Origin of the sequence: Marinomonas sp. FW-1 (assembly GCF_005222245.1) — a bacterium.
In the GTDB taxonomy this organism is placed as follows: domain Bacteria; phylum Pseudomonadota; class Gammaproteobacteria; order Pseudomonadales; family Marinomonadaceae; genus Marinomonas; species Marinomonas alcarazii.
In genome coordinates, this window is the sequence record NZ_CP025987.1 from 527,079 (window position 1) to 548,964 (window position 21,886).

General features: G+C 44.0%; 14 protein-coding genes, 2 tRNA genes and 2 rRNA genes. 10 read left to right on the top strand and 8 right to left on the bottom strand.

The window, feature by feature from the left end:
• Nucleotides 1–48: 48 nt before the first annotated feature.
• From C1X04_RS02435 to C1X04_RS02455, 5 genes are all read left to right on the top strand, one after another.
• A tRNA-Ile gene (locus tag C1X04_RS02435) sits at nucleotides 49–125 on the top strand.
• 20 nt (nucleotides 126–145) lie between these two features.
• Nucleotides 146–221, top strand: a tRNA-Ala gene (locus C1X04_RS02440).
• A gap of 267 nt (nucleotides 222–488) precedes the next feature.
• Nucleotides 489–3,374, top strand: a 23S ribosomal RNA gene (locus tag C1X04_RS02445).
• A gap of 184 nt (nucleotides 3,375–3,558) precedes the next feature.
• Nucleotides 3,559–3,673, top strand: a 5S ribosomal RNA gene (gene rrf / locus C1X04_RS02450).
• Nucleotides 3,674–3,886: 213 nt separating this feature from the next.
• Nucleotides 3,887–4,231 (top strand): hypothetical protein, encoded by a 345-nt coding sequence (locus C1X04_RS02455; RefSeq protein WP_137169095.1) that lies wholly within the window; start codon nucleotides 3,887–3,889, stop codon nucleotides 4,229–4,231.
• Nucleotides 4,232–4,467: 236 nt separating this feature from the next.
• Here the strand turns inward: C1X04_RS02455 and C1X04_RS02460 are convergent, their stop codons facing one another.
• The 4 genes from C1X04_RS02460 to C1X04_RS02475 form a co-directional block, all read right to left on the bottom strand.
• Nucleotides 4,468–5,205, bottom strand: coding sequence for an ABC transporter substrate-binding protein (locus tag C1X04_RS02460; protein WP_137169096.1), 738 nt, complete (start codon nucleotides 5,203–5,205; stop codon nucleotides 4,468–4,470).
• Between the two features lie 253 nt (nucleotides 5,206–5,458).
• On the bottom strand, nucleotides 5,459–7,678 hold the full coding sequence (ppk1, locus tag C1X04_RS02465; RefSeq protein WP_175404882.1) for a polyphosphate kinase 1: 2,220 nt from the start codon (nucleotides 7,676–7,678) through the stop codon (nucleotides 5,459–5,461).
• Between the two features lie 150 nt (nucleotides 7,679–7,828).
• Nucleotides 7,829–8,818 (bottom strand): porphobilinogen synthase, encoded by a 990-nt coding sequence (hemB, locus tag C1X04_RS02470; RefSeq protein ID WP_110576125.1) that lies wholly within the window; start codon nucleotides 8,816–8,818, stop codon nucleotides 7,829–7,831.
• Nucleotides 8,819–8,966: 148 nt separating this feature from the next.
• The gene (locus C1X04_RS02475; protein ID WP_137169097.1) at nucleotides 8,967–10,892 is read right to left on the bottom strand and encodes an ABC-F family ATP-binding cassette domain-containing protein; all 1,926 of its coding nucleotides are present in this window, start codon (nucleotides 10,890–10,892) and stop codon (nucleotides 8,967–8,969) included.
• A 247-nt stretch (nucleotides 10,893–11,139) separates the two neighbouring features.
• Here C1X04_RS02475 and hslO point away from each other — a divergent pair, with 247 nt between their 5' ends.
• Nucleotides 11,140–12,015 carry an Hsp33 family molecular chaperone HslO gene (hslO, locus tag C1X04_RS02480; protein WP_110576121.1) on the top strand — a complete coding sequence of 292 codons (876 nt, stop codon included), beginning with the start codon at nucleotides 11,140–11,142 and terminating at the stop codon, nucleotides 12,013–12,015.
• Here hslO and C1X04_RS02485 read toward each other — a convergent pair.
• Nucleotides 12,012–12,419: a CBS domain-containing protein gene (locus C1X04_RS02485; RefSeq protein ID WP_137169098.1), complete on the bottom strand. Its 408-nt coding sequence runs from the start codon at nucleotides 12,417–12,419 to the stop codon at nucleotides 12,012–12,014. The genes hslO and C1X04_RS02485 overlap by 4 nt on opposite strands.
• 394 nt (nucleotides 12,420–12,813) lie before the next feature.
• Here C1X04_RS02485 and mqo point away from each other — a divergent pair, with 394 nt between their 5' ends.
• Both mqo and C1X04_RS02495 read left to right on the top strand, forming a co-directional pair.
• Complete coding sequence (mqo, locus tag C1X04_RS02490; protein WP_110576116.1) at nucleotides 12,814–14,310, top strand: malate dehydrogenase (quinone); 1,497 nt, start codon at nucleotides 12,814–12,816, stop codon at nucleotides 14,308–14,310.
• 133 nt (nucleotides 14,311–14,443) lie between these two features.
• The gene (locus C1X04_RS02495; RefSeq protein ID WP_137169099.1) at nucleotides 14,444–14,716 is read left to right on the top strand and encodes a YfcL family protein; all 273 of its coding nucleotides are present in this window, start codon (nucleotides 14,444–14,446) and stop codon (nucleotides 14,714–14,716) included.
• Between the two features lie 97 nt (nucleotides 14,717–14,813).
• Here C1X04_RS02495 and C1X04_RS02500 read toward each other — a convergent pair whose 3' ends face one another.
• Both C1X04_RS02500 and rho read right to left on the bottom strand, forming a co-directional pair.
• On the bottom strand, nucleotides 14,814–15,542 hold the full coding sequence (locus tag C1X04_RS02500; RefSeq protein WP_110576112.1) for an NAD(P)H-flavin reductase: 729 nt from the start codon (nucleotides 15,540–15,542) through the stop codon (nucleotides 14,814–14,816).
• 146 nt (nucleotides 15,543–15,688) lie between these two features.
• A complete protein-coding gene (gene rho, locus C1X04_RS02505) occupies nucleotides 15,689–16,954 on the bottom strand; it encodes a transcription termination factor Rho (RefSeq protein ID WP_110576109.1) in 1,266 nt (421 codons plus the stop codon).
• A 528-nt stretch (nucleotides 16,955–17,482) separates the two neighbouring features.
• Between rho and C1X04_RS02510 the strand changes: the two genes are divergently transcribed.
• Nucleotides 17,483–19,000 (top strand): Ppx/GppA phosphatase family protein, encoded by a 1,518-nt coding sequence (locus C1X04_RS02510; RefSeq protein WP_110576107.1) that lies wholly within the window; start codon nucleotides 17,483–17,485, stop codon nucleotides 18,998–19,000.
• 13 nt (nucleotides 19,001–19,013) lie between these two features.
• On the opposite strand, the gene C1X04_RS02515 is transcribed toward C1X04_RS02510, so the two are convergent.
• Entirely contained in the window at nucleotides 19,014–19,307 is a 294-nt protein-coding gene (locus C1X04_RS02515) for a hypothetical protein (RefSeq protein WP_110576105.1), read from the bottom strand.
• Between the two features lie 363 nt (nucleotides 19,308–19,670).
• Here C1X04_RS02515 and C1X04_RS02520 point away from each other — a divergent pair, with 363 nt between their 5' ends.
• Nucleotides 19,671–21,698 (top strand): hypothetical protein, encoded by a 2,028-nt coding sequence (locus tag C1X04_RS02520; protein ID WP_137169100.1) that lies wholly within the window; start codon nucleotides 19,671–19,673, stop codon nucleotides 21,696–21,698.
• Nucleotides 21,699–21,886: the final 188 nt, after the last annotated feature.

Below are 21,886 nucleotides of genomic sequence, written 5' to 3' on the forward strand. Positions count from 1 at the left end.
AGGGTGAGGTCGACCGAACTAAAACAAACAGCAAGTTATATTGTATTTGGGTCTGTAGCTCAGTTGGTTAGAGCGCACCCCTGATAAGGGTGAGGTCGGCCGTTCAAATCGGCCCAGACCCACCAAATACAATCTAGTAAGTAATGGGGCTATAGCTCAGCTGGGAGAGCGCCTGCTTTGCACGCAGGAGGTCTGCGGTTCGATCCCGCATAGCTCCACCATTTACTTAAGATACTGTGTGAAAGATTAGAAGAGAGTTCTAAGCAAGACGCTAAGCATCTTACGCATTCGTGTGTTGGGTGATTTTTAGTCTCTGACTTAGTGCTTTGCACTAAACTTGCTCTTTAACAATTCAAATTTTGAAATAGACGATAATCAAGCGTCAAACCGGTGGAAAGCACCTTTAACCTAGGTGAATTTCTAAATCGTAAATCCAAAGGGGTACAAAAGCCCTTTGGTATGTGATCCGAAACTGTTTTGGGTTATATGGTCAAGTGACCAAGCGTGCACGGTGGATGCCTTGGCAGTCAGAGGCGATGAAGGACGTGGTAATCTGCGAAAAGGTTCGGGGAGTTGATAAACAAACTTTGATCCGAACATGTCCGAATGGGGAAACCCACCCGCTTGCGGGTATCGTATGGTGAATACATAGCCATACGAGGCGAACCCGGGGAACTGAAACATCTAAGTACCCGGAGGAAAAGAAATCAACCGAGATTCCCTAAGTAGCGGCGAGCGAAAGGGGATTAGCCCTTAAGTGGTTTTGGTGTTAGTAGAAGGCTCTGGAAAGGGCCGCCGTAGAGGGTGATAGCCCCGTATACGAAAACACCTTAATCATGAAAACGAGTAGGACGGGACACGTGTTATCCTGTCTGAATATGGGGGACCATCCTCCAAGGCTAAATACTCCTGACTGACCGATAGTGAACCAGTACCGTGAGGGAAAGGCGAAAAGAACCCCTGTGAGGGGAGTGAAATAGATCCTGAAACCGTGTACGTACAAGCAGTGGGAGCGGACTTGTTCCGTGACTGCGTACCTTTTGTATAATGGGTCAACGACTTATTTTCAGTAGCAAGGTTAAGCACATAGTGGAGCCGTAGGGAAACCGAGTCTTAATAGGGCGTTTAGTTGCTGGGAATAGACCCGAAACCGGGCGATCTATCCATGAGCAGGTTGAAGGTTGAGTAACATCAACTGGAGGACCGAACCCACATCCGTTGAAAAGGCTGGGGATGACTTGTGGATAGGAGTGAAAGGCTAATCAAGCTCGGAGATAGCTGGTTCTCCTCGAAAGCTATTTAGGTAGCGCCTCGTATCTCACCATTGGGGGTAGAGCACTGTTTGGGCTAGGGGGTCATCCCGACTTACCAACCCCATGCAAACTCCGAATACCAATGAGTGCAATTACGGGAGACACACGGCGGGTGCTAACGTCCGTCGTGGAAAGGGAAACAACCCAGACCGTCAGCTAAGGTCCCAAAGTTACAGTTAAGTGGGAAACGATGTGGGAAGGCTTAGACAGCTAGGAGGTTGGCTTAGAAGCAGCCATCCTTTAAAGAAAGCGTAATAGCTCACTAGTCGAGTCGGCCTGCGCGGAAGATATAACGGGGCTCAAACTGTACACCGAAGCTACGGATGCTTAGTTTACTAGGCATGGTAGAGGAGCGTTCTGTAAGCCGTTGAAGGTCAAGCTGTAAGGCAGGCTGGAGGTATCAGAAGTGCGAATGTTGACATGAGTAACGATAAGGGGAGTGAAAAACTCCCCCGCCGGAAGACCAAGGTTTCCTGTCCCATGTTAATCAGGGCAGGGTGAGTCGGCCCCTAAGGCGAGGCAGAAATGCGTAGTCGATGGGAAACAGGTTAATATTCCTGTACTCGTGCATATTGCGATGGAGAGACGGAGAAGGCTAGGCCAGCACAGCGATGGTTGTCTGTGTTTAAGGCGGTAGGTTTAGGGCTTAGGCAAATCCGGGCCCTTTTAAGACCGAGAACTGATGACGAGCCCTCTTTTGGGCGAAGTGGTTGATGCCATGCTTCCAGGAAAAACTTCTAAGCTTCAGATATGCAGGAACCGTACCCCAAACCGACACAGGTGGTCAGGTAGAGAATACCAAGGCGCTTGAGAGAACTCGGGTGAAGGAACTAGGCAAAATGGTACCGTAACTTCGGGAGAAGGTACGCCGGCCGGTGTGAAGGACTTGCTCCGTAAGCACTAGTCGGTCGAAGATACCAGGTGGCTGCGACTGTTTATTAAAAACACAGCACTCTGCAAACACGAAAGTGGACGTATAGGGTGTGACGCCTGCCCGGTGCTTGAAGGTTAATTGATGGGGTTAGCGCAAGCGAAGCTCTTGATCGAAGCCCAAGTAAACGGCGGCCGTAACTATAACGGTCCTAAGGTAGCGAAATTCCTTGTCGGGTAAGTTCCGACCTGCACGAATGGCGTAACGATGGCCACACTGTCTCCACCCGAGACTCAGTGAAATTGAAATCGCAGTGAAGATGCTGTGTATCCGCGGCTAGACGGAAAGACCCCGTGAACCTTTACTATAGCTTCACAGTGAACTTTGAACCTACTTGTGTAGGATAGGTGGGAGGCTTTGAAGCGGTGACGCCAGTTACCGTGGAGCCACTCTTGAAATACCACCCTGGTATGTTTGAGGTTCTAACTCAGGTCCGTAATCCGGATCGAGGACACTGTGTGGTGGGTAGTTTGACTGGGGCGGTCTCCTCCCAAAGAGTAACGGAGGAGCACGAAGGTGTGCTCAGCATGGTCGGAAATCATGCATAGAGTGTAAAGGCAAAAGCACGCTTAACTGCGAGACAGACACGTCGAGCAGGTACGAAAGTAGGTCTTAGTGATCCGGTGGTTCTGTATGGAAGGGCCATCGCTCAACGGATAAAAGGTACTCCGGGGATAACAGGCTGATACCGCCCAAGAGTTCACATCGACGGCGGTGTTTGGCACCTCGATGTCGGCTCATCACATCCTGGGGCTGAAGCCGGTCCCAAGGGTATGGCTGTTCGCCATTTAAAGTGGTACGCGAGCTGGGTTTAGAACGTCGTGAGACAGTTCGGTCCCTATCTGCCGTGGACGTTTGAGATTTGAGAGGAGCTGCTCCTAGTACGAGAGGACCGGAGTGGACGAACCTCTGGTGTTCCGGTTGTCACGCCAGTGGCATTGCCGGGTAGCTATGTTCGGACGGGATAACCGCTGAAAGCATCTAAGCGGGAAGCCTCCCTTAAGATAAGATCTCACTGGGACATAAGTCCCCTAAAGAGCCGTTCGAGACTAGGACGTTGATAGGTTGGGTGTGTAAGTGCTGTGAGGCATTGAGCTAACCAATACTAATTGCTCGTGAGGCTTGACCATATAACACCAAAGTGGTTTTAGAAACACAAAAGACACAGATTACGATAAAGCATCAGCAATGATGAGCATCGGTTTGATACTTGGTTATCCCTATTTCAAAATGAATTGTTAAAGATCCAAGCACGTATTCGCGTGTTGTGGTGAGACGAAAAAGTCCAGCCAGAACAAAACGCAAAACGAATTGCTTGACGATCATAGAGGCGTTGAACCACCTGATCCCATCCCGAACTCAGAAGTGAAAAGCGCCATCGCCGATGGTAGTGTGGGAGATCCCATGTGAGAGTAGGTCGTCGTCAAGCTTTATATTAAGAAGGCCCTGATAGCTCATGCTGTCAGGGCTTTTTTTCGTCTGCGGTTAGCCGTCTTCACGTGCACGCAGTAATGGCTTACTCCTGCAGCAATGGCTTACTCTTTTGTGCCCCGCTTGCGCCTGTCTCATTCTTCGACGCGTCTGCGCGAGTCATCAAAAGAGCCCGCCTTATGTCGTCTATCTGAATTCATGATACGTAGTAATGGCTTACCCTCTCGTACTCAGTTTGTGCCTGTTTCATACTCCGACGCGTCTGCGCGGGTCATCAAAAGAGAACGCCTTAAATCGTCTATCTGAACTCATGCCACGTAGTAATGGCTTACCCTCTGTATCCAGTTTGCGCTTGTCTTATCCTTCGGTGCGTCAGTGCGGGATATTAAAAGAGCGCGCCTTATGTCGTTATTTTGTCTATCTGAGCGCGTCATCAAAAGAAGTCATGTCACGTAGTAATGGCTTACCCTCTGTATCCAGTTTGCGCTTGTCTTATCCTTCGGTGCGTCAGTGCGGGATATTAAAAGAGCGCGCCTTGTGTCATCTATCAGAATAGCTCTTCCCATATTCTTTAAACGACGTGGTCGTAGGTGTCATGCTTATATCAAAGAGGCTGTGAGAGTTATTTATTCGGTTGGGTTGAGCCACATCGCTCTACGACATGGTAATAGGCGGTTGTCTATTCGGGGCGGGATGGTTTAGATCGAAACTAATGAAAAAGCCCTGGAAGTGGCTTTGCTCTATGGAAGCAATGCTTACTTTCAGGGCTTTGTGGATATCAGGTAAGCAGTCTTACTGCTGATTGAATTCCGTTAAGATTTCGTCGTAACGTCCAGAAGCTTGAAGTGAAATTAAGCCTTTATTAAAAGCATCACGAAGTTCTTCAGCGTTTGGAGCTGATTTAGAAATTAGTAGGTATAGATCATTTTCTTCTAGTGGCGGAAGAAGGATCTGCAGTTGAGAGCCATCTATCCCTTCCGCTTTAGCGGCTTCTTTCGCAACCGCTAGACTGTCTGCATACAGTTGGACTTCTCCTGAGTCTAACGCCTTAACTGCATCAGATACTTCAGGGTATTCTTTGAGTTTGGAAAATGGGAAGTTATCGAAGGATTCACCGATTACTGTGCCTTTTATTCTGGCAATCGTATATTGGTCAAGCTCATCAAATGAGGAGTAGTTGTCTACTGGGAAGTCTGGCTTTTTGATTAGGCCTGCTAGTACGGTGTAGATAGGAATTGAGAAGTAGTATTCCTGTGCACGCTCTTCAGAGTAATAGCCGCCAACGATTGCGTCTTTCTCGCCTTTTTTGGCGCTGTCCAATGCGTTTTGCCAGCCGGTAAACTCGATTGTAGTGTCATAGCCAGACTCAGCAAGTGCTTCATCAACAATGGCTGTAATGAATCCGCCTTTTTCTAAACTTTCTGCATAGAATGGTGGCCAGTTCATTGTCGTTAGTTCTACGGTTTGGGCTTGTGCTGTAAGAGGGAGTGCAATAATTAAAGCTGAAAAGAACTTTTGGACCTTTTTCATAAGAGTGCCTCTTTTGTATGATTTTACTCATTCTATGCACATTTTTGATTATTCTATATACAGTTGTCGTGAATGGATAGAGGATGGTCGTATTCACAGACAGACAAGAAAAATGATTATCAGTCTATTAAAGTGACAGAATGTGAAGGCTTGATAATGTCGGTGTTTCGTAATATTTGGGGATAAACTCTATTCTTATGCACAAAAAAGCCCAGTCTGATGCTGGGCTTTATGTATATGAGTGCTTTGTGGATTATCGAGTGTTATCGGCTAATTCACTAAGCAATGCTCGTTGTGCGCTGCGGTATTCGCCTTTTCTTGGTTTGGATAGCTGATATGATCCATCGCTCTGAAGAATCCAGCTTTGAGTATTGTCTGTTAGGTAATACTCCAATTCCTTTTTGACTCGACGAGTTTGCTTGTAATCCTGAAGAGGAAACGCTACTTCTATACGGTTGTTTAAGTTTCTATCCATGCCATCAGCGCTGGATAGATAAACTTGAGGGTTACGGTTGTTGTAGAAGTAATAGACGCGAGTATGTTCAAGGAATCTTCCAATGACACTGCGAACACGAATATTTGAGGAGATGCCTTTAATGCCAGGGCGTAATGTACAAATGCCTCGAACAATTAAGTCGATTTTAACGCCAGCTTGTGACGCTTTGTATAGTGATTGAACCAGTCTCTGTTCCGTTAACGAGTTCACTTTAATAATAATACGAGAAGGGTCGCCATTAAGTGCGTTCTCTGCTTCTCTGTTTATCATTTCTAATAAACGGTCGCGAAGAGTGAAAGGAGCGTGTAATAGCTTCTTCACTTTCAATTCTTTGCTCATTCCTGTGAGCTGCTGGAAAACGCGATGAACATCATCACCAATTTCTTTGTCGCAGGTCATAAAGCTGTAGTCGGTGTAGAGACGTGCATTACCTGCGTGGTAGTTACCTGTTCCTAGGTGAACGTAACGGGTGAGGTCTGCGCCTTCTCTGCGAACGATTAGGATCATTTTTGCATGGGTCTTATGACGAACCACCCCGTAGACAACAATGGCACCTGCGTCTTGTAAGCGGCTTGCTAAGGCTAAGTTTTCTGCTTCATCAAAGCGTGCACGTAGTTCGATGACAACAGTCACTTCTTTGCCGTTACGAGCGGCTTCAACCAAAGCATTGGCAATCGGTGAGCGAGAGCCTGTTCGATATAGCGTCTGGCGAATGGCGACCACACTTGGGTCTTTTGCTGCCTCGCTTAATAAGTCGATAACGGGCGAAAAGCTCTCAAATGGGTGCATGAGTAGGTAATCGCGTTGTCGAATTGCCTCGAATAATCCACCAGAGCTGGCGAGTTTTCTAGGCAGGCCAGGTGAAAAAGGAGGGTACATTAGGTCTGGGCGATCAACGAGTTCAAGTACTGCCATAAGACGGCTAAGGTTCACTGGGCCATCGATGCGATAGAGGTCTTGTTGCTCTAGATCAAATTGTTTTAGCAAAGAGTCGACAATATGAAGAGGGCAGTTTTCGGCGATTTCTAATCGAACCGAGCTACCATAATGACGACTTTGTAATTCTGTACGCAATGCACCTGCGAGGTCCACACCAATATCATCGGAGTCGACTTCTAAATCCGCGTTACGAGTAAGACGGAATTGGAAACAGCCTTTGACTGTCATGCCTGGGAATAATTGGTCTGCGTGAGCGTGAATGATAGACGAAAGGAAAACCAAATTATCTCCACCGTCACACACTTCGTCAGGTAATTTAACCAAACGAGGTAATGAGCTTGGCGCAGGAACAATCGCAAGACCATTTTCTCGACCAAAGGCATCTCGACCTTCTAATTCAACAACGAAGTTAAAGGTCTTGTTCGCAAGTCGAGGGAACGGGTGTGCTGGATCGAGTCCAATAGGACTAATGATAGGCAACACATTGTCACGGAAATAGCGTTTTACCCAAGCAGCTTGTTTTTCATTCCACACGGAGCGACGAATGAACTTAACGTTTTCGGTGGCCAGCTTAGGTAGAATAATATCGTTAAGAATGCGGTACTGACGGCGCACTAATTTGTGAGCGTGTTCGCTGATCAGGGCAAGCACTTTTTTCGGGTGCATCCCGTCTGGACCATTCTTTTCACGGCTGTATTCTAATTGGCTTTTTAAACCAGCAACACGGATCTCGAAAAATTCGTCCATGTTCGAACTAAAGATGCACAGAAACATTAACCGGTTCAAGATAGGATGGTTTTCATCCATGGCTTGTTCAAGTACTCGCGCGTTGAATTGAAGGTGACTCAGCTCACGATTGAAATAGAGCTCTGGGTCAGCCAGATCAATTTCCTCTGGTAGACGCTCTTCAATAGCTACTTTATTCGGATCCAGTGGTTGTTCTGGAATAGGTTCCAATACCAATTCTGAATCCAGTTCCAGCGGAGGGCTGGGGATAGCTTCTTTTTTATCTATTTCGTTCACCGACTGCTCAGACATGCGCTTTAATTCTCTCTAAATACCGTTTTATTGTGTTGTTGGCATTATTGTTCCTCTTGCCTACAAGTGTAGGCAGATCCTAACAAATTACACCAACGCAGCCTGCTGGTCACCGATTCAATGTACTTATTTACTAAATTATTTGAATTTCTAGCGTTTTAGCAGGCGTGCTGCATCTTTTGCAAAGTAAGTCAGGATGCCATCTGCCCCAGCGCGTTTGAATACGAGGAGAGATTCCATTATTACCGTATCTTTATCTAGCCAGCCATTTTGAAAGGCGGCCATATGCATGGCGTACTCTCCGCTTACTTGATAGGCAAACGTTGGTACTTCAAGTTCTGTTTTGACTCTTCGTACAATGTCTAAGTAAGGCATACCTGGTTTCACCATGACCATATCCGCGCCTTCCTCTATATCTAACATCACTTCGCGGATTGCTTCGTTAGAGTTGGCTGGGTCGATTTGGTAGGTGAATTTGTTGCCTTTACCAAGGTTGCCGCTTGAGCCGATTGCGTCACGGAACGGACCATAGTAAGCCGATGCGTATTTTGCAGCGTATGCCATGATCAAGGTGTTAATAAAACCTTCGGCTTCAAGTTCGTCGCGGATTTCACCAATTCGTCCATCCATCATGTCAGAGGGGGCGACTATGTCAGCACCGGCTTTGGCATGGGAAAGAGCCTGTTTGACAAGAGTGTCTACTGTGATGTCATTCAGAACGTAACCTGAGTCATCAATAATGCCGTCTTGACCGTGTGTGGTATAAGGATCTAGCGCAACATCTGTTAGTACACCAAGCTCAGGGAAAGCGTCTTTTAAGGCACGCACTGCGCGTTGGATTAAACCATTTGGATTGTAGGCTTCTTCGGCATTTAGTGATTTCTTATCGGCTTCTATGTAGGGAAACAAAGCAATCGTAGGAATGCCCAGTTCAACTAACTCTTCGGCTTCTTTTAATAATAAGTCGATGGAAACGCGATCAATATTTGGCATGGAGGGAATGGCTTCTCGCACATTATTGCCTTCAAGAACAAACATCGGGTAGATTAAATCGTCTGCAGTAAGGTGATGCTCGCGCATCAGGCGGCGAGAAAAATCATGTTTACGCATGCGGCGCATACGAGTGTATGGAAATGTCATCCAATATCTCTCCTTTTCGCTGAGTTAGAATGTACTTTAGTATTGTTACAATATTATGTCAGCGCTAGGGTAAAAGCTTTGTGTTGAGACAATTATTTACGAATTTCTAGCACTTAGTCTTTGTTTCTACGTTCTTTTTTGCCTTTGCCTAGGCGAGTAACGCTTCGGCTTCCTCTAGTTCTTCTTGGGCTTCAAACCATGCTTCTTCACTTTCGGCTTGGGCTTTTTTCCATTTCGCTTCGTCACTTAATAAGCTTTGTAGCTTGTCTCTCTGATCGGCTTCGTAAAGGCTAGAATCTGTCATGGCTTCGGCTATGCGATCGAGGTGTTCTTGTGCCGTTTGAACGGCTTTTTCATGCTTCTCGATTTGTTTGCGAAGCGGACGTAGTTTTTCACGCATTTCAGCGGCTTTACGGCGCTCTTCCTTACGGTCTACTTTGTCTATCTTGTCGCCAGTCTGTTCGTTTTTTTCAAGTTGTGCGGCATTGGCTTGTCGTGCTTGTAACCATGCATGGTAAGTGGGTAAGTCGCCATCGAATGCTTGGATTTGATGATCTGCCACAAGGTAAAACTCATCAACCGTACTATTAAGAAGGTGACGATCGTGGGAAACCAGCAAAATAGAGCCTGGGAATTCTTGCAAGGCTTCCGTTAATGCTTGGCGCATTTCGATGTCCAAATGGTTAGTTGGCTCATCGAGTACTAATAAGTTGGGTTTGGTCCAAGAAATAAGCGCTAAGGCCAGACGTGCCTTTTCACCACCAGAGAAGCCTTTTACCGCACGCAGAGCATCGTCGCCAATAAAGCCAAAACCTCCAAGATAGCGACGAATATCACTTTCTAGTACTTTTGGAGTGAGCCTTTGAATGTGCAGTAATGGCGAAGCTTCTAAGTCCAGCGCGCTGAGTTGATGCTGTGAGAAATAACCGATTTTCAGGTTTTCTCCTAAAATACGATCACCGGCCAAAATGCCGATTTCGCCTACAATGGATTTGATGAGCGTTGATTTACCCGCACCATTTGGGCCGAGCAAACCAATACGCTGCCCATCTCGAAGAGCAAAGTTGGTATTTCCAAGCTGAACCGTTTTTTCACCAGACTCTGATGTGTAGCCTAAATCAGCTTGAGACAAATTAACTAATAGCTGTGATGTTTTCTCGGCGACAGGAATCGAAAATTCAAATTGTGAGTCGATATGAGCAGGGCCGATAATCTCCATCTTCTCGAGCATTTTTAAGCGACTTTGGGCTTGTTTGGCTTTATCGGCTTTATAACGGAAGCGGTCAACATATTGCTGTAAATGCGCACGCTTCTCTTGTTGTTTCTCATAGTTGGCTTGTTGTTGCGCCAGATGCTCTGCACGTTGACGTTCGTAGTCGGAATAGTTTCCTTTATAGAGCACCAGTTGTTTTTGATAAAGGTGAACAATGTGGCTACAAATGCCATCTAAAAAATCTCTATCATGGGAGATCAATAGTAAAGTGCCTGGGTATTGGCGCAGCCAGTTTTCCAGCCACATGACCGCATCCAAATCCAAGTGGTTGGTTGGTTCGTCGAGTAAGAGGACGTCAGATGGACACATCAAGGCTTTGGCAAGGTTAAGACGAATGCGCCAACCACCGGAGAAGTCTGATACTGGTCTTTGCATGTCCGACATCTTGAAGCCTAGACCTTGCAACAGTGTTTCACCACGCGATTGTGCTGTGTAACCGTGAGCATTTTCGTATTCGCCTAGCCAACTTGCGTGGGCGTGATCGTCTCCGCTCGCCTGTGCGTTCGCAATATTGTTTTCAATTTCTCTGAGTTTGTCGTCGCCATCTAGGCAATAATCCAACGCACTGCGCTGTGTTTCTTCTACTTCTTGCGCCATAAAGGCGATACGGCGTTGGCCGGGTAACACTACTTCGCCAGTGTCTGCGTGTAACTCGCCTTTAATCATGGCAAATAAAGAGGATTTACCAGCGCCATTGGCCCCAATTAGGCCAACTTTTTGACCTTCAAAAATGGTGAGGTCGGCTTCTTCAAGGAGGAACTGAGTACCGCGCTGTAAACTAACTTCAGTAAATTGGATCATAAAAACTAGAAATCTCTTATCTCGATTAATGAGAAGTGACGTTGGCCGTTTTAATCGGTTTTTCAATAATAAAGTACAATGCCTAACATTTTAGAGTGCTGCCAGACTAAACGAAATAGCAAGCGTGCATATTCCCAGTTTATACACTGTTTAAAGTGGATGATTGATCGTCTCAAGGGTAAAATAGCGACAATATTAATTTGAACTTTTTAGGTTGGGCTTATTTAGTCTGATCAAGGTGTAACTTGTGAATAATGTAACCATAAACGAAATACAGCGTTTTTCCTTTGATAATAGTAACGTCCGTGGTGAGCGAGTGTTGCTGAATGACGCGTACCAAGAAATTATTAAACGTAAAGCGTATCCACTGTCGCTGGAAAAACTCCTTGGCGAGTTTGTCGCGGCAATCGCTTTATTAAGAGACATTGTCAAAATAGACGGCGTGTTATCTATTCAAGCAAAGGGCCATGGCTTTTTGTCGACCTTGATGACTGAGTGTGATGAGCATCAAAACCTGCGTGGCATCGCGCAGTGGGATGACAGCCAAGAAGTACCAGAAGTGATCTCTTTGCAAGAGGTATTAAAGGGCGGTTATTTGGCCATTACTATCCAGCCACGTAATGGGCAGCGCTATCAAGGTATTGTTGAAATTATTGGCGATAGTTTGTCTGAGTGTCTTGAACAGTACTTTTCTCAATCTGAGCAGTTGCCAAGCCGAGTTTGGCTTGCTGCGAACGGCGCACAATGTGGTGGTTTATTTTTGCAACGTTTGCCAGCAGAACAAGCGAAAGAAGGCGATGAAGATGCCTGGGATCGTTTGACACACTTAGCCTCTACTGTAAAAGAAGACGAATTGCTTGGTCTTGAAACCAGTGAGCTATTGCATCGTCTATACCACGAAGAAGAAGTTCGCCTATATGACACTAAGGTAATGCAGTTTGGTTGTTCGTGTTCTCGTCAGCGTACTTTGGATGCGGTTATGTCATTGGGTGCAGAAGAGATTCGTGAGCTTCTCATCGAGCAAGGTAGCGTGAAAGTCGATTGCCAGTTCTGTGCGGAAAAATATGAGTTCACAGAAGACGATTTAATCGACTCCTTAGGCGATCAAGGGCAAACGCATTAATCTTTATACGTGGCGTGACTGACAAGGTCGCGCCACGAAATAATGCCTATCACGTAGCCTTCATCGTCGGTAACGGGGAGACAAGAAATGTCGACTCGCTTTAGCCAAGCAACAATTTCTTCCACTGGTGTTTCTGCTTTTACAGTAATAGGTTGACGAGTCATGACTTGGTGAGCGGCCCTGTTTAGGGTGTCTAGGTCTCTTGGTTGCTCTGAAACGCTATCTATAAAAGGGCTGATAAGACGTAACAAATCTCGGTCTGAGATAATGCCAACCAGTTTGCCATTCTCTGTTACAGGAAGGTGGTGGAAGCCATTTGTTTCCATTATGTGTCTTACTTGAGGCAAGCGTTCGTCCATATCGACACAGATAACCTTCTGCACCATAATATCTTTTGCTTTCATCTTCATACTCCTCAAGTTAGAAAATAAGAGGATTTAGTATACTTATGTTGAATATTGATAATTCAATATAGCAGCATAATCAAAGCATGTTTTTTCTTAATGTCGTTAACATCGACCTTCTTGCAGCTAAAGTCAACAAAATGTCGCCAATCTTGTTATTTGAAATGTGAATATAAATACATTCTTATACTAAGGTCTCAAGACATTGTTTTTAAAATCCGTATAATTGACTTACACCTGCTCAGAATCCCTTATACGTTGTTTATTTTTAATGTTCAGCGAACGAGCAAAGGCGTTCTGAAGAGAGTGTGGAGAAAGCAAACGTAGATTATTTTACATACTTGCTGCTGGCCAAAAGCCTCCTTCTGCATCACTCTCAAATTCATTATTGGCTATGACACGGCGAAATCATATGACCTCAAATTCTGTAGACGTTTTACTAGTCGGGGCCGGTGCGATGAGCACCACCTTAGGAGTGTTACTAAAGCAACTAGACCCTAGCATGACCATGTTAATGGTTGAGCGTTTAGGCAGCGTTGCACAAGAAAGTACAGATGGCTGGAACAATGCTGGAACGGGCCATGCTGCGTATTGTGAGCTAAATTATACGTCTGAAAATGCGGACGGTTCAGTCAATATCGATAAAGCGGTTAACATTAATGCTGCTTTTGAAGTCAGCCTTCAATTTTGGTCTTATCTTGTTAAGCAAGGGCTGATGCCAGCACCACAAGAATTTATCCATCGTGTGCCGCACCAAAGTTTTGTATGGGGCGAGCGTAACGTCAAAATGCTAAAAGCGCGTCATGCGGCTATGAGCGCACATCCTGCTTTCAAAGAAATGCAATACACGGAAGATCGCGAAAAAATGAAAGAGTGGATGCCTCTTATCATGAACAATCGTGATGACAGTGAACCCCTTGCTGCAACACGAATTGAGCATGGTTCTGACGTTAACTTCGGTGCGATCGCTCGTAATATGAGCAAGCATTTAGAAACCCTAGATGGCTTTGATCTAGAGTTGAATTGCGAAGTAAGCACTCTGAAAAAACGTGCCGATGGACGATGGGAAGTCACGGTAGAACAAAATGGCTCCCGTAAAGTTATCGACGCAAAATTCGTTTTCTTAGGTGCTGGTGGTGGAGCTTTACCTTTGCTGCAAAAAGCAGAAGTAAAAGAAAGCAAAGGCTATGGCGGCTTCCCTGTAAGTGGCCAGTGGCTGGTATGTGAAAAGCCTGAATTAGTCGAGCAGCATTTTGCTAAGGTTTATGGCGCTGCGCCAATCGGTGCGCCGCCAATGTCTGTTCCTCATTTGGATACGCGAATTATTGATGGCAAAAAAGCGATCTTGTTCGGACCATTTGCTGGTTTTACGACAAAATTTTTGAAAACAGGTTCTTTCTTTGATCTGCCGAAAAGTGTTCGCTTTGACAACATTAAGCCGATGCTAAGTGTTGGTAAGAACAATATGGACCTTACTCGTTACTTGATTAGCGAAGTAATGCAATCTCATAAAGATCGCTGTCGTTCATTGCGTCAGTTTTTTCCTGATGCGAAAGATGAAGATTGGGAACTTGCTTACGCAGGGCAACGTGTTCAAATCATTAAGAAAGATGCTTCTGGTGGCGGTAAGCTTGAGTTTGGTACGGAAGCCATTACCACAGAAGACGGCTCTCTTGCAGCATTGCTGGGCGCTTCTCCTGGTGCTTCAACAACGGTCAATACTATGATCGGTATTCTAGAGCGTTGTTTTGTTGATCGCGTTAAGTCCGATGATTGGCAAGCAAAAATGAAAGAAATGGTGCCTTCTTATGGGCAATCATTGGTAGAAAACACGGATCTGCTTCTTTCTATACGTGCGAATACACTAGAGACGCTGAACTTAAAGCCTTAATAGAACTAGGTATAATGCATCTTCAAAAAGCTGGGACTTACCCAGCTTTTTTGTATTTTATAATTGAGATCATTGCATGCTTGCTGTGCAGAGGTTTTAAAAACAGATATTAAAAATGAATGTGAGACCGAATATGACAATGACCTTTGCTGAACGTGCAGACCAATTGTGCGATAGATTACGAGATATGGAGCACCATGCAGAAGAGGGCGATCAGCTGTTTTACTGCGCGTATCTTCTAGGGCTTTTGGGGCTGCACAGCAGTGTTGAAGGCGAAGGACAGGAAGAGTTTGATAGTGCTTTCACGGAAATATTGCAAGAAACGCTAGAAGCAGAAGGGGTTTCTGACACTGACCAAGACAATATTAAAGCATTGTGGGGACAGGTTCATTCCACGGTTGCTTAATTAGACGTTCATTTATTTAAGACGTTTAGAGCATAAAAAAGAGAGGCAATGATGAAACATTGCCTCTCTTTTTTGTGTGATTAATTCGCTTAATCTTTTAAAGTTTTGGCTTATCAGGATGTGGTGCATAAGCAAAAACGTCAGAAAAGCAGGCGTCTTTGTTGATGCCTTTTAGCTCTAGCTGATCAAGGGTTCCATATACCATTCCAACGGAACCACTGATGAAGGCGGCACTTTTGCTTAAGTCTGGATGATCTTCCAAAATAGCTTCGTATAACCAACCTGTGCGGCCATGCCACTGCTCATCAGCTTCATTGACGATGACATCTAATGAAAACGGCGAGTATTTATGTGCTTCTTCTAGCCATTCTTTTGCGAATACATCTTGCTGGGTGCGTAAGCCCCAGTAGAAAGAAACGTTACCAGTGAAGTTCTTTTCGACTAAATCCGTGTACAGGCTTTTAATTTGTGCGAAGCCTGTGCCGCCAGCAATCAACAGAATGTGTTCTGGGTTCGAATCCAAAATGCCATTGGCAAGGTGACAGTCTCCGCCGGGTGCTTTGATGGTTGCACTGCTGTTTGACTGAAAATACTCAACCACTTTCTGAGCAAGTGAACCAGCATCAGAAACCAAGATGTATAGGGTCAAGTAAGGGAGTTCATGAGGAGCGCTGCCGATAGAGTAAGGTACTTGTTCCCCTGTTGGTAGCACGACCATCAAGTATTGACCTGCTTCAAAAGTAAAATCGTCTACTTTTAAAGTGATCTGGTAAACATTCTGGTTGATTAATTCGACAGCGTTAACCGTCGCGGTAATCTCTTTCATTTAAACTACTCCAATAGGTTGCACTTCCCTTAGATGCGGAAAGCAAGCAAACATTGATAATGCATCATGTTTATTGTGTAAGTAAAAAAAAACCACTTCAGGAAGTGGTTTTTTATGGCAGACTTTTCTGCTATCAGAAAGTCTGCTTATTTGTTTTTGCCTTTCATTGACTCAAAGAACTCGTCATTTGTCTGAGTTACTTTTAGTCGATCGATAAGGAATTCTGTCGCTGCCACATCTTCCATAGGATTCAATAATTTACGTAGAATCCACATGCGCTGCAGTTCGTCTTCTGAAGTAAGTAGGTCTTCGCGACGAGTACCTGAACGACGAATGTTGATCGCAGGGAAAGTACGTTTTTCTGCAATCTTACGGTCAAGGTGCAATTCGGAGTTACCTGTACCTTTAAATTCTTCAAAGATAACTTCATCCATTTTAGAGCCTGTATCCACAAGCGCTGTTGCGATGATAGTTAAGCTGCCGCCTTCTTCGATATTACGTGCCGCACCAAAGAAACGTTTTGGACGTTCTAATGCGTTGGCATCCACACCACCAGTTAGTACTTTACCAGAGGAAGGGATTACTGTGTTGTAAGCACGTGCTAAACGAGTGATGGAATCCAATAGGATAACCACGTCACGTTTATGTTCTACAAGGCGTTTTGCTTTTTCGATTACCATTTCAGCAACTTGTACGTGACGCGCTGGTGGCTCATCAAAGGTAGAGGCAACAACTTCACCACGAACAGTACGAGACATTTCGGTTACTTCTTCAGGACGTTCGTCGATAAGCAACACGATCAAATGACATTCTGGGTTGTTACGTGTGATCGCATTAGCGATGTTTTGTAGCATGAACGTCTTACCCGCTTTTGGCGGAGAAACTACTAGAGCACGCTGACCTTTACCCATTGGAGCAACAAGGTCAATGATACGAGAGGTAACGTCTTCGGTAGAGCCGTTGCCAGCTTCCATCAATAGACGCTCGTCAGGGAAAAGAGGTGTTAAGTTTTCAAAAAGAATTTTGTTACGTACGCTTTCAGGCTTATCAAAGTTGATTTCATTCACTTTCAATAAAGCAAAATAACGCTCGCCATCTTTCGGAGGACGAATCTTACCAGCGATGGTGTCGCCAGTACGAAGGTTGAATCGTCTAATTTGGCTTGGCGACACATAAATATCGTCAGGACCCGCTAGGTATGAGCTGTCAGGTGAACGTAGGAAGCCAAAGCCATCTTGAAGAATCTCTAAGATACCGTCGCCGTAAATATCTTCCCCACCTTTCGCATGGCGCTTAAGGATTGAGAAAATAACATCTTGCTTACGGGAGCGAGCCATGTTGTCTAGGCCCATTTCTGCTGCGATGTCTAAAAGTTCGTGTACTGATTTCTGTTTTAAGTCGGTAAGGTTCATAAACGGGTTTTGTATTAGCTCATTTGAGGAAAAATGACGGCATTAGAGTTAATAAAAAATAACAATAATTTGTGTCTGGAAGTATTTTACAATGTATCAGCTACACGGCATCAACAAACACAAAACAGAATGGTTATATAGTCGTTTTGGTTTACGTGAGCCCGGATAGGGCAAAGCCAATACAGCGCGAAACAATTTGATTGGGATCTGGATAGTACCTGCATAGCAAGATTTCTATCAAGAACATCCATACTATAGATCGACTTAAACGCGAGGTCTATAGTCAAACTCAGGAAAAAAACACTTTCTGGTAATTTTTTGATCAAGTTCAGGGTTTTTGGGGCGGTTGGACGGTTTTTTTTACCCATTAAGTTGCTTTTTTCTCTTGATTTTCGAGAAAAGAGGCTAATTTTTATAAAAAATTCATCTTATATGGTGTTGTTTTTGCCACCTTCTTGGCGATGACACCGTATACTTACTGATATACTCTTATTCCAATTGAGACTTTCCTGATGTAAGGCTTTTTGAATGCAATCACTCTTTTTGCAACAATCTCACGACTTTCCTTTTGAAAAAATCGCAGCAATCGATTTGGGCTCGAATAGCTTTCACATGGTTATCGCTCAAGTGACGCATGGTCAGTTGCGTATAACAGGAGAGTTTGGTGACAAGGTTCAGTTAGCCGCTGGTTTAGTTAATGGTCACTTAGATGATGAATCCCAACAACGTGGTCTGGATTGCTTGGCGCAATTTGCTCAAGTGATTGAAGACATGCCTCCAGGCTCTGTCCGAGTCGTGGGAACGAATGCATTAAGGGTGGCAAAGAATCGATATGATTTTATTGGTAAAGCAATGGATATCATGAGTCACCCAGTTGAAATTATAGCGGGTCGAGAAGAAGCACGTTTGATCTATGTGGGTGTTGCGAGAACCATGGATCATGGTGAATCAAAACGCTTGGTTGTGGATATCGGTGGTGGTAGTACGGAGTTTATCATTGGTAAACAGCTCGAACCGATTTTGACCGAAAGCCTTCATATGGGCTGCGTGAGTTTTAAACAGCGATTCTTTGAAGATGGTGTTATCAATAAGTCTAACTTTCAGAAAGCGGTAACGGCAGCACGTTTAGAGCTTTTAAGTATTCAAGATGACTATCTAGACGAAACATGGGATGTGTCGATTGGTTCATCCGGCACAGTAAAAGCCGCCTTTAATATTGTTAAAGAGAACAATTGGAGCAAAAAGGGCATTACTCCAAAAGCACTGAAGCAAATTCAAAAAGCACTCTTTTCAGCAGGTCATGCGGATAATATTGAATTAGTTGGCTTGAAGCCGGAACGCAAAAGTACCTTTGCTGCCGGGATTGCTATTTTGACCGCGGTGTTTGAGTGTTTCGATATTAAGCAAATGGATTTCTCTACTGGTGCGCTCAGAGAAGGTGTGCTGTATGACATTATGGGACGTTATGCAGAGACTGATATTCGTGAACGTACCGTTAAATACATGTTGAACCAATATCATATTGATACAGAACAAGCGAAGCTTGTCACTCATACGGCTTTGTCTGCTTTGGCCCAAGTGAAAGACGATTGGAATTTAAACAGTATTTCCAGTGAAGACTTATTGCGCTGGGCTGGCCTACTGCATGAAGTGGGCGTGGGGATTTCGCACAGTCGATACCACAAACATGGCGCCTACATTATTAGTGAATCTGATATGCCTGGTTTTTCTCAGCAAGAGCAACAGGCCCTAGCAAATTTAATTTTGCGTCATAGACGAAAGTTTTCACAGTCTTTGGACTATCGATTTACTAAAAGCGATCAACAGGATTTGGATAGGTTGTCCATTATATTAAGGCTGTCTATTTTATTGCATCACGATAGAAAAGAAGGCGATATGCCCATTTTCACATTGAAAGCAGACAATAAGAGTCTTCATGCCGAGTTCTTGCCTGGGTGGCTTGATAATCGACCTTTGACGTTGGCTAACTTACAGCGCGAAGCAGAGTCACTGTCTGCTAATGATTATAAGTTAACCTTTAGTTAGGTAGTGAGAGCCGTTAGGTTAATTTATCGATAGAGCGATACAGCTCTGCAACTTCCTCTCTTTGTAATCCCGATATTCTAGAGAGTCGGCCAACACTTGAAGAAATTTGGACCGACTCTTTACCAGCCTCTTCACCCTTAGTGTCAGAATCATTTGCTTGTAATTGAGAAGACAACATCTGTTTTGCTTTGTCTGAAAGTTGAACAGGGTCCTGTTGGCGGCTCAAATCAGGTCGCACGTCTGTTTCTGCTTGGGCTAAAAAGCTAGGCATGTACAAACGGTTGTTTGATACTGATGAGATAGACACGATAGTCACCTTAAAAGTTGTTCAAGTTACCTTATATCATAGTACAAAAAACAACCAAGCGAGAGGTTTTGTCACGATATATTGAGTATTTTTTGGTAGGGGATTTGGCGATGTTTGACTTTATTAGTAGTGAAAATTAGAGTTCAAACAAAAAATTATTTTAATTATTTATTTTATGATTAAACGCACCATATTAGTGTCATTGCTATGTAAGGATGATATTGTTTGCACATTGTCCAAAAAAATGACGATAAAAATAAACAGTGCATTAAACAGATAAACGGTTTGCTTCGTATCATGTCGTTTCGTTGATAACGTGAATGATTATCTGTTGTAAGTGATTTACTTCAAAAAGGATGCCGCATGAGCCAAGAAAATCTCCCAATAGAACATCTTTATTTTACTGAGACAAATTTAGAGCAAATCTTAGAAAATTTGGATGTTGTTCGAAGCCGGATTCATCCCAAATTAGGTGATGAAGAAGTCGCTATTGACCAGGTATTTCCATCCGTTTGTTTAATTGGTTTAGGGCGTTGCGGTTCTAATATTGCATTAGATGTCGCATCGCTTGTCTACGATGCCAGAGCAAGTTATATGCGCGAAGTAGAAAACCAAGAAATATTAGAAAGCGAACGCGAATTTCGACCTATGCGTTGGATTCGTAAGCATTTACCTATTGAAGGGAAAGACGGTTTTAAACCTGTTTTCTTAATAGAGCCTATCGTATTGTTGGGGGATTTGGATAAAGATATTGAGGGACGTATTCGTTTCTCAAATCAAGAAGGCAGAACCAAGTTCCTAGATGAGTATAAAAAACTACAAATAATGGACTTGTCTGAAGTTCACGCTGGTGGTGCTGGTAACGCGCCTATTTTGGGGCAATACCTTGCGAAAATTATCCTTAATAAAGATGCAACGACGTTCCGAAACGAGAACTGGAAAAACATGCATTCTTATTTGGTTGATTCATGTGGCATCAAAGCAAACCAATCGCGCCTTTATTTTTATATTTTCAGTGCGGGTGGTGGAACAGGCTCAGGCATGGCATCTGAATTTGGTCTAGCACAGCAATTTTCATACTTGAGTAAAACATTTGACTATCGTTCTGATCAAAATCAAGCGGTCGATAAACGTCATAGTTTTGTGTTTGAACCTATCTTTACTTCAGGAATTTGTATTCTTCCGAATATTTCCGGAAAGAATGTAGAAATTTCTGAGGCCTTGCATATCAACGCTGGGCGTTTGTTAACGAAATACATTTCGGAAGAGTGGAATTTCTCCTATAACGAAGAGCGTGAAGACGATGAGGTTCCTGCTGATGTGATGGAGCGTATTCGCCCATGGAACTCTATGATGCTGATTTCCAATGACATCATGCGTTATGCCGAAGAAGAAGACGGTGGCGATGCCGACAATATTGATGTGAATACCATGGAGAAATACGCTAATCAGTATATTTCTCAGCAGATTTTTAACATTCTGACCGCTCAAGCTGTGACAACAGATTATGACGAAGACTATTTCCGTCGTGCCGGTATTGATATCGCAGAAACCATTCGCTTAGATGCCAATGACTTGTTTATGAGTTTGGCTGGCCCCGTTGCTGTTGCTTATGCGGAAAGTGTTGTGGGTGAAGGCAAACATCAAGATACGGTTGATATTGATGACTTGTTTTGTCGTTCAATAGAATTGCCTCACTTTAACAATGACACCTCCGCTATTGAAGGCGTGAGTGTGTTGCCAGTTGAATCAGATAGATATCGTGAAGCGATTAAAAACTACCGTAAGAGCGGCTACGATGCGAGTGAACTGAATCACCTGCATTTCTTTAAAAACTGTTCATCGATTGTTTCTATTATTTCATTGCCACGAGACTACAAATTGTCTTTCACCGCATTGAATCGTCTGAAAATGCACCTTAATCGCTTGTGCCCAAATACCACATTGAAGCGTTACGCTTTGGTTATTGGCGCGTCTGCGAACTTGTCTTTGACGACTCTGATCGCTAAAAGCCCATGTCTAAGTGATGACTTCCTGACCTTAATGGTTGCGTATATGAAGCGCTGTTTTGCCCGTGATGATTACCGCTACACGGACGAAATTGATAAAGCGATTATTAGCATGATTCAAGAAGATGAGTTTGATGAAAGCTTGGTGGATAAGTACTTTGCGACCTACGAAAACCCAGCAAAAATCTTAGATACGAATTGGTATGCTATTAAACCAATGTACGAGAAAAAATATCGTGAACTGATTGATAACAGTCAGCGCTTTGTTTCCATTAATGATATTCGCTTGGATATTAATAATGTTAAAAATGCGATTAAGTACTTGCGAGAAATTTATCGTCACCGTATCAGTAAGACAAATGTCTTAACTTTGAATGGTTAGTCAGTATTAGCACTGCTGATATAAAAGCTTCGTAATATAAAGCCACTTAATGCATTATTAAGTGGCTTTTTTGTTTTTTTGACCTGCACTAATAGTGATTATTCAAGAGTTGGCTTAACTATTGAATAGCTTAAGAGGCGCCACTGTGGTGGCCTATTGTTTTTATACTTTGCTCTCTTTTCGTTCTT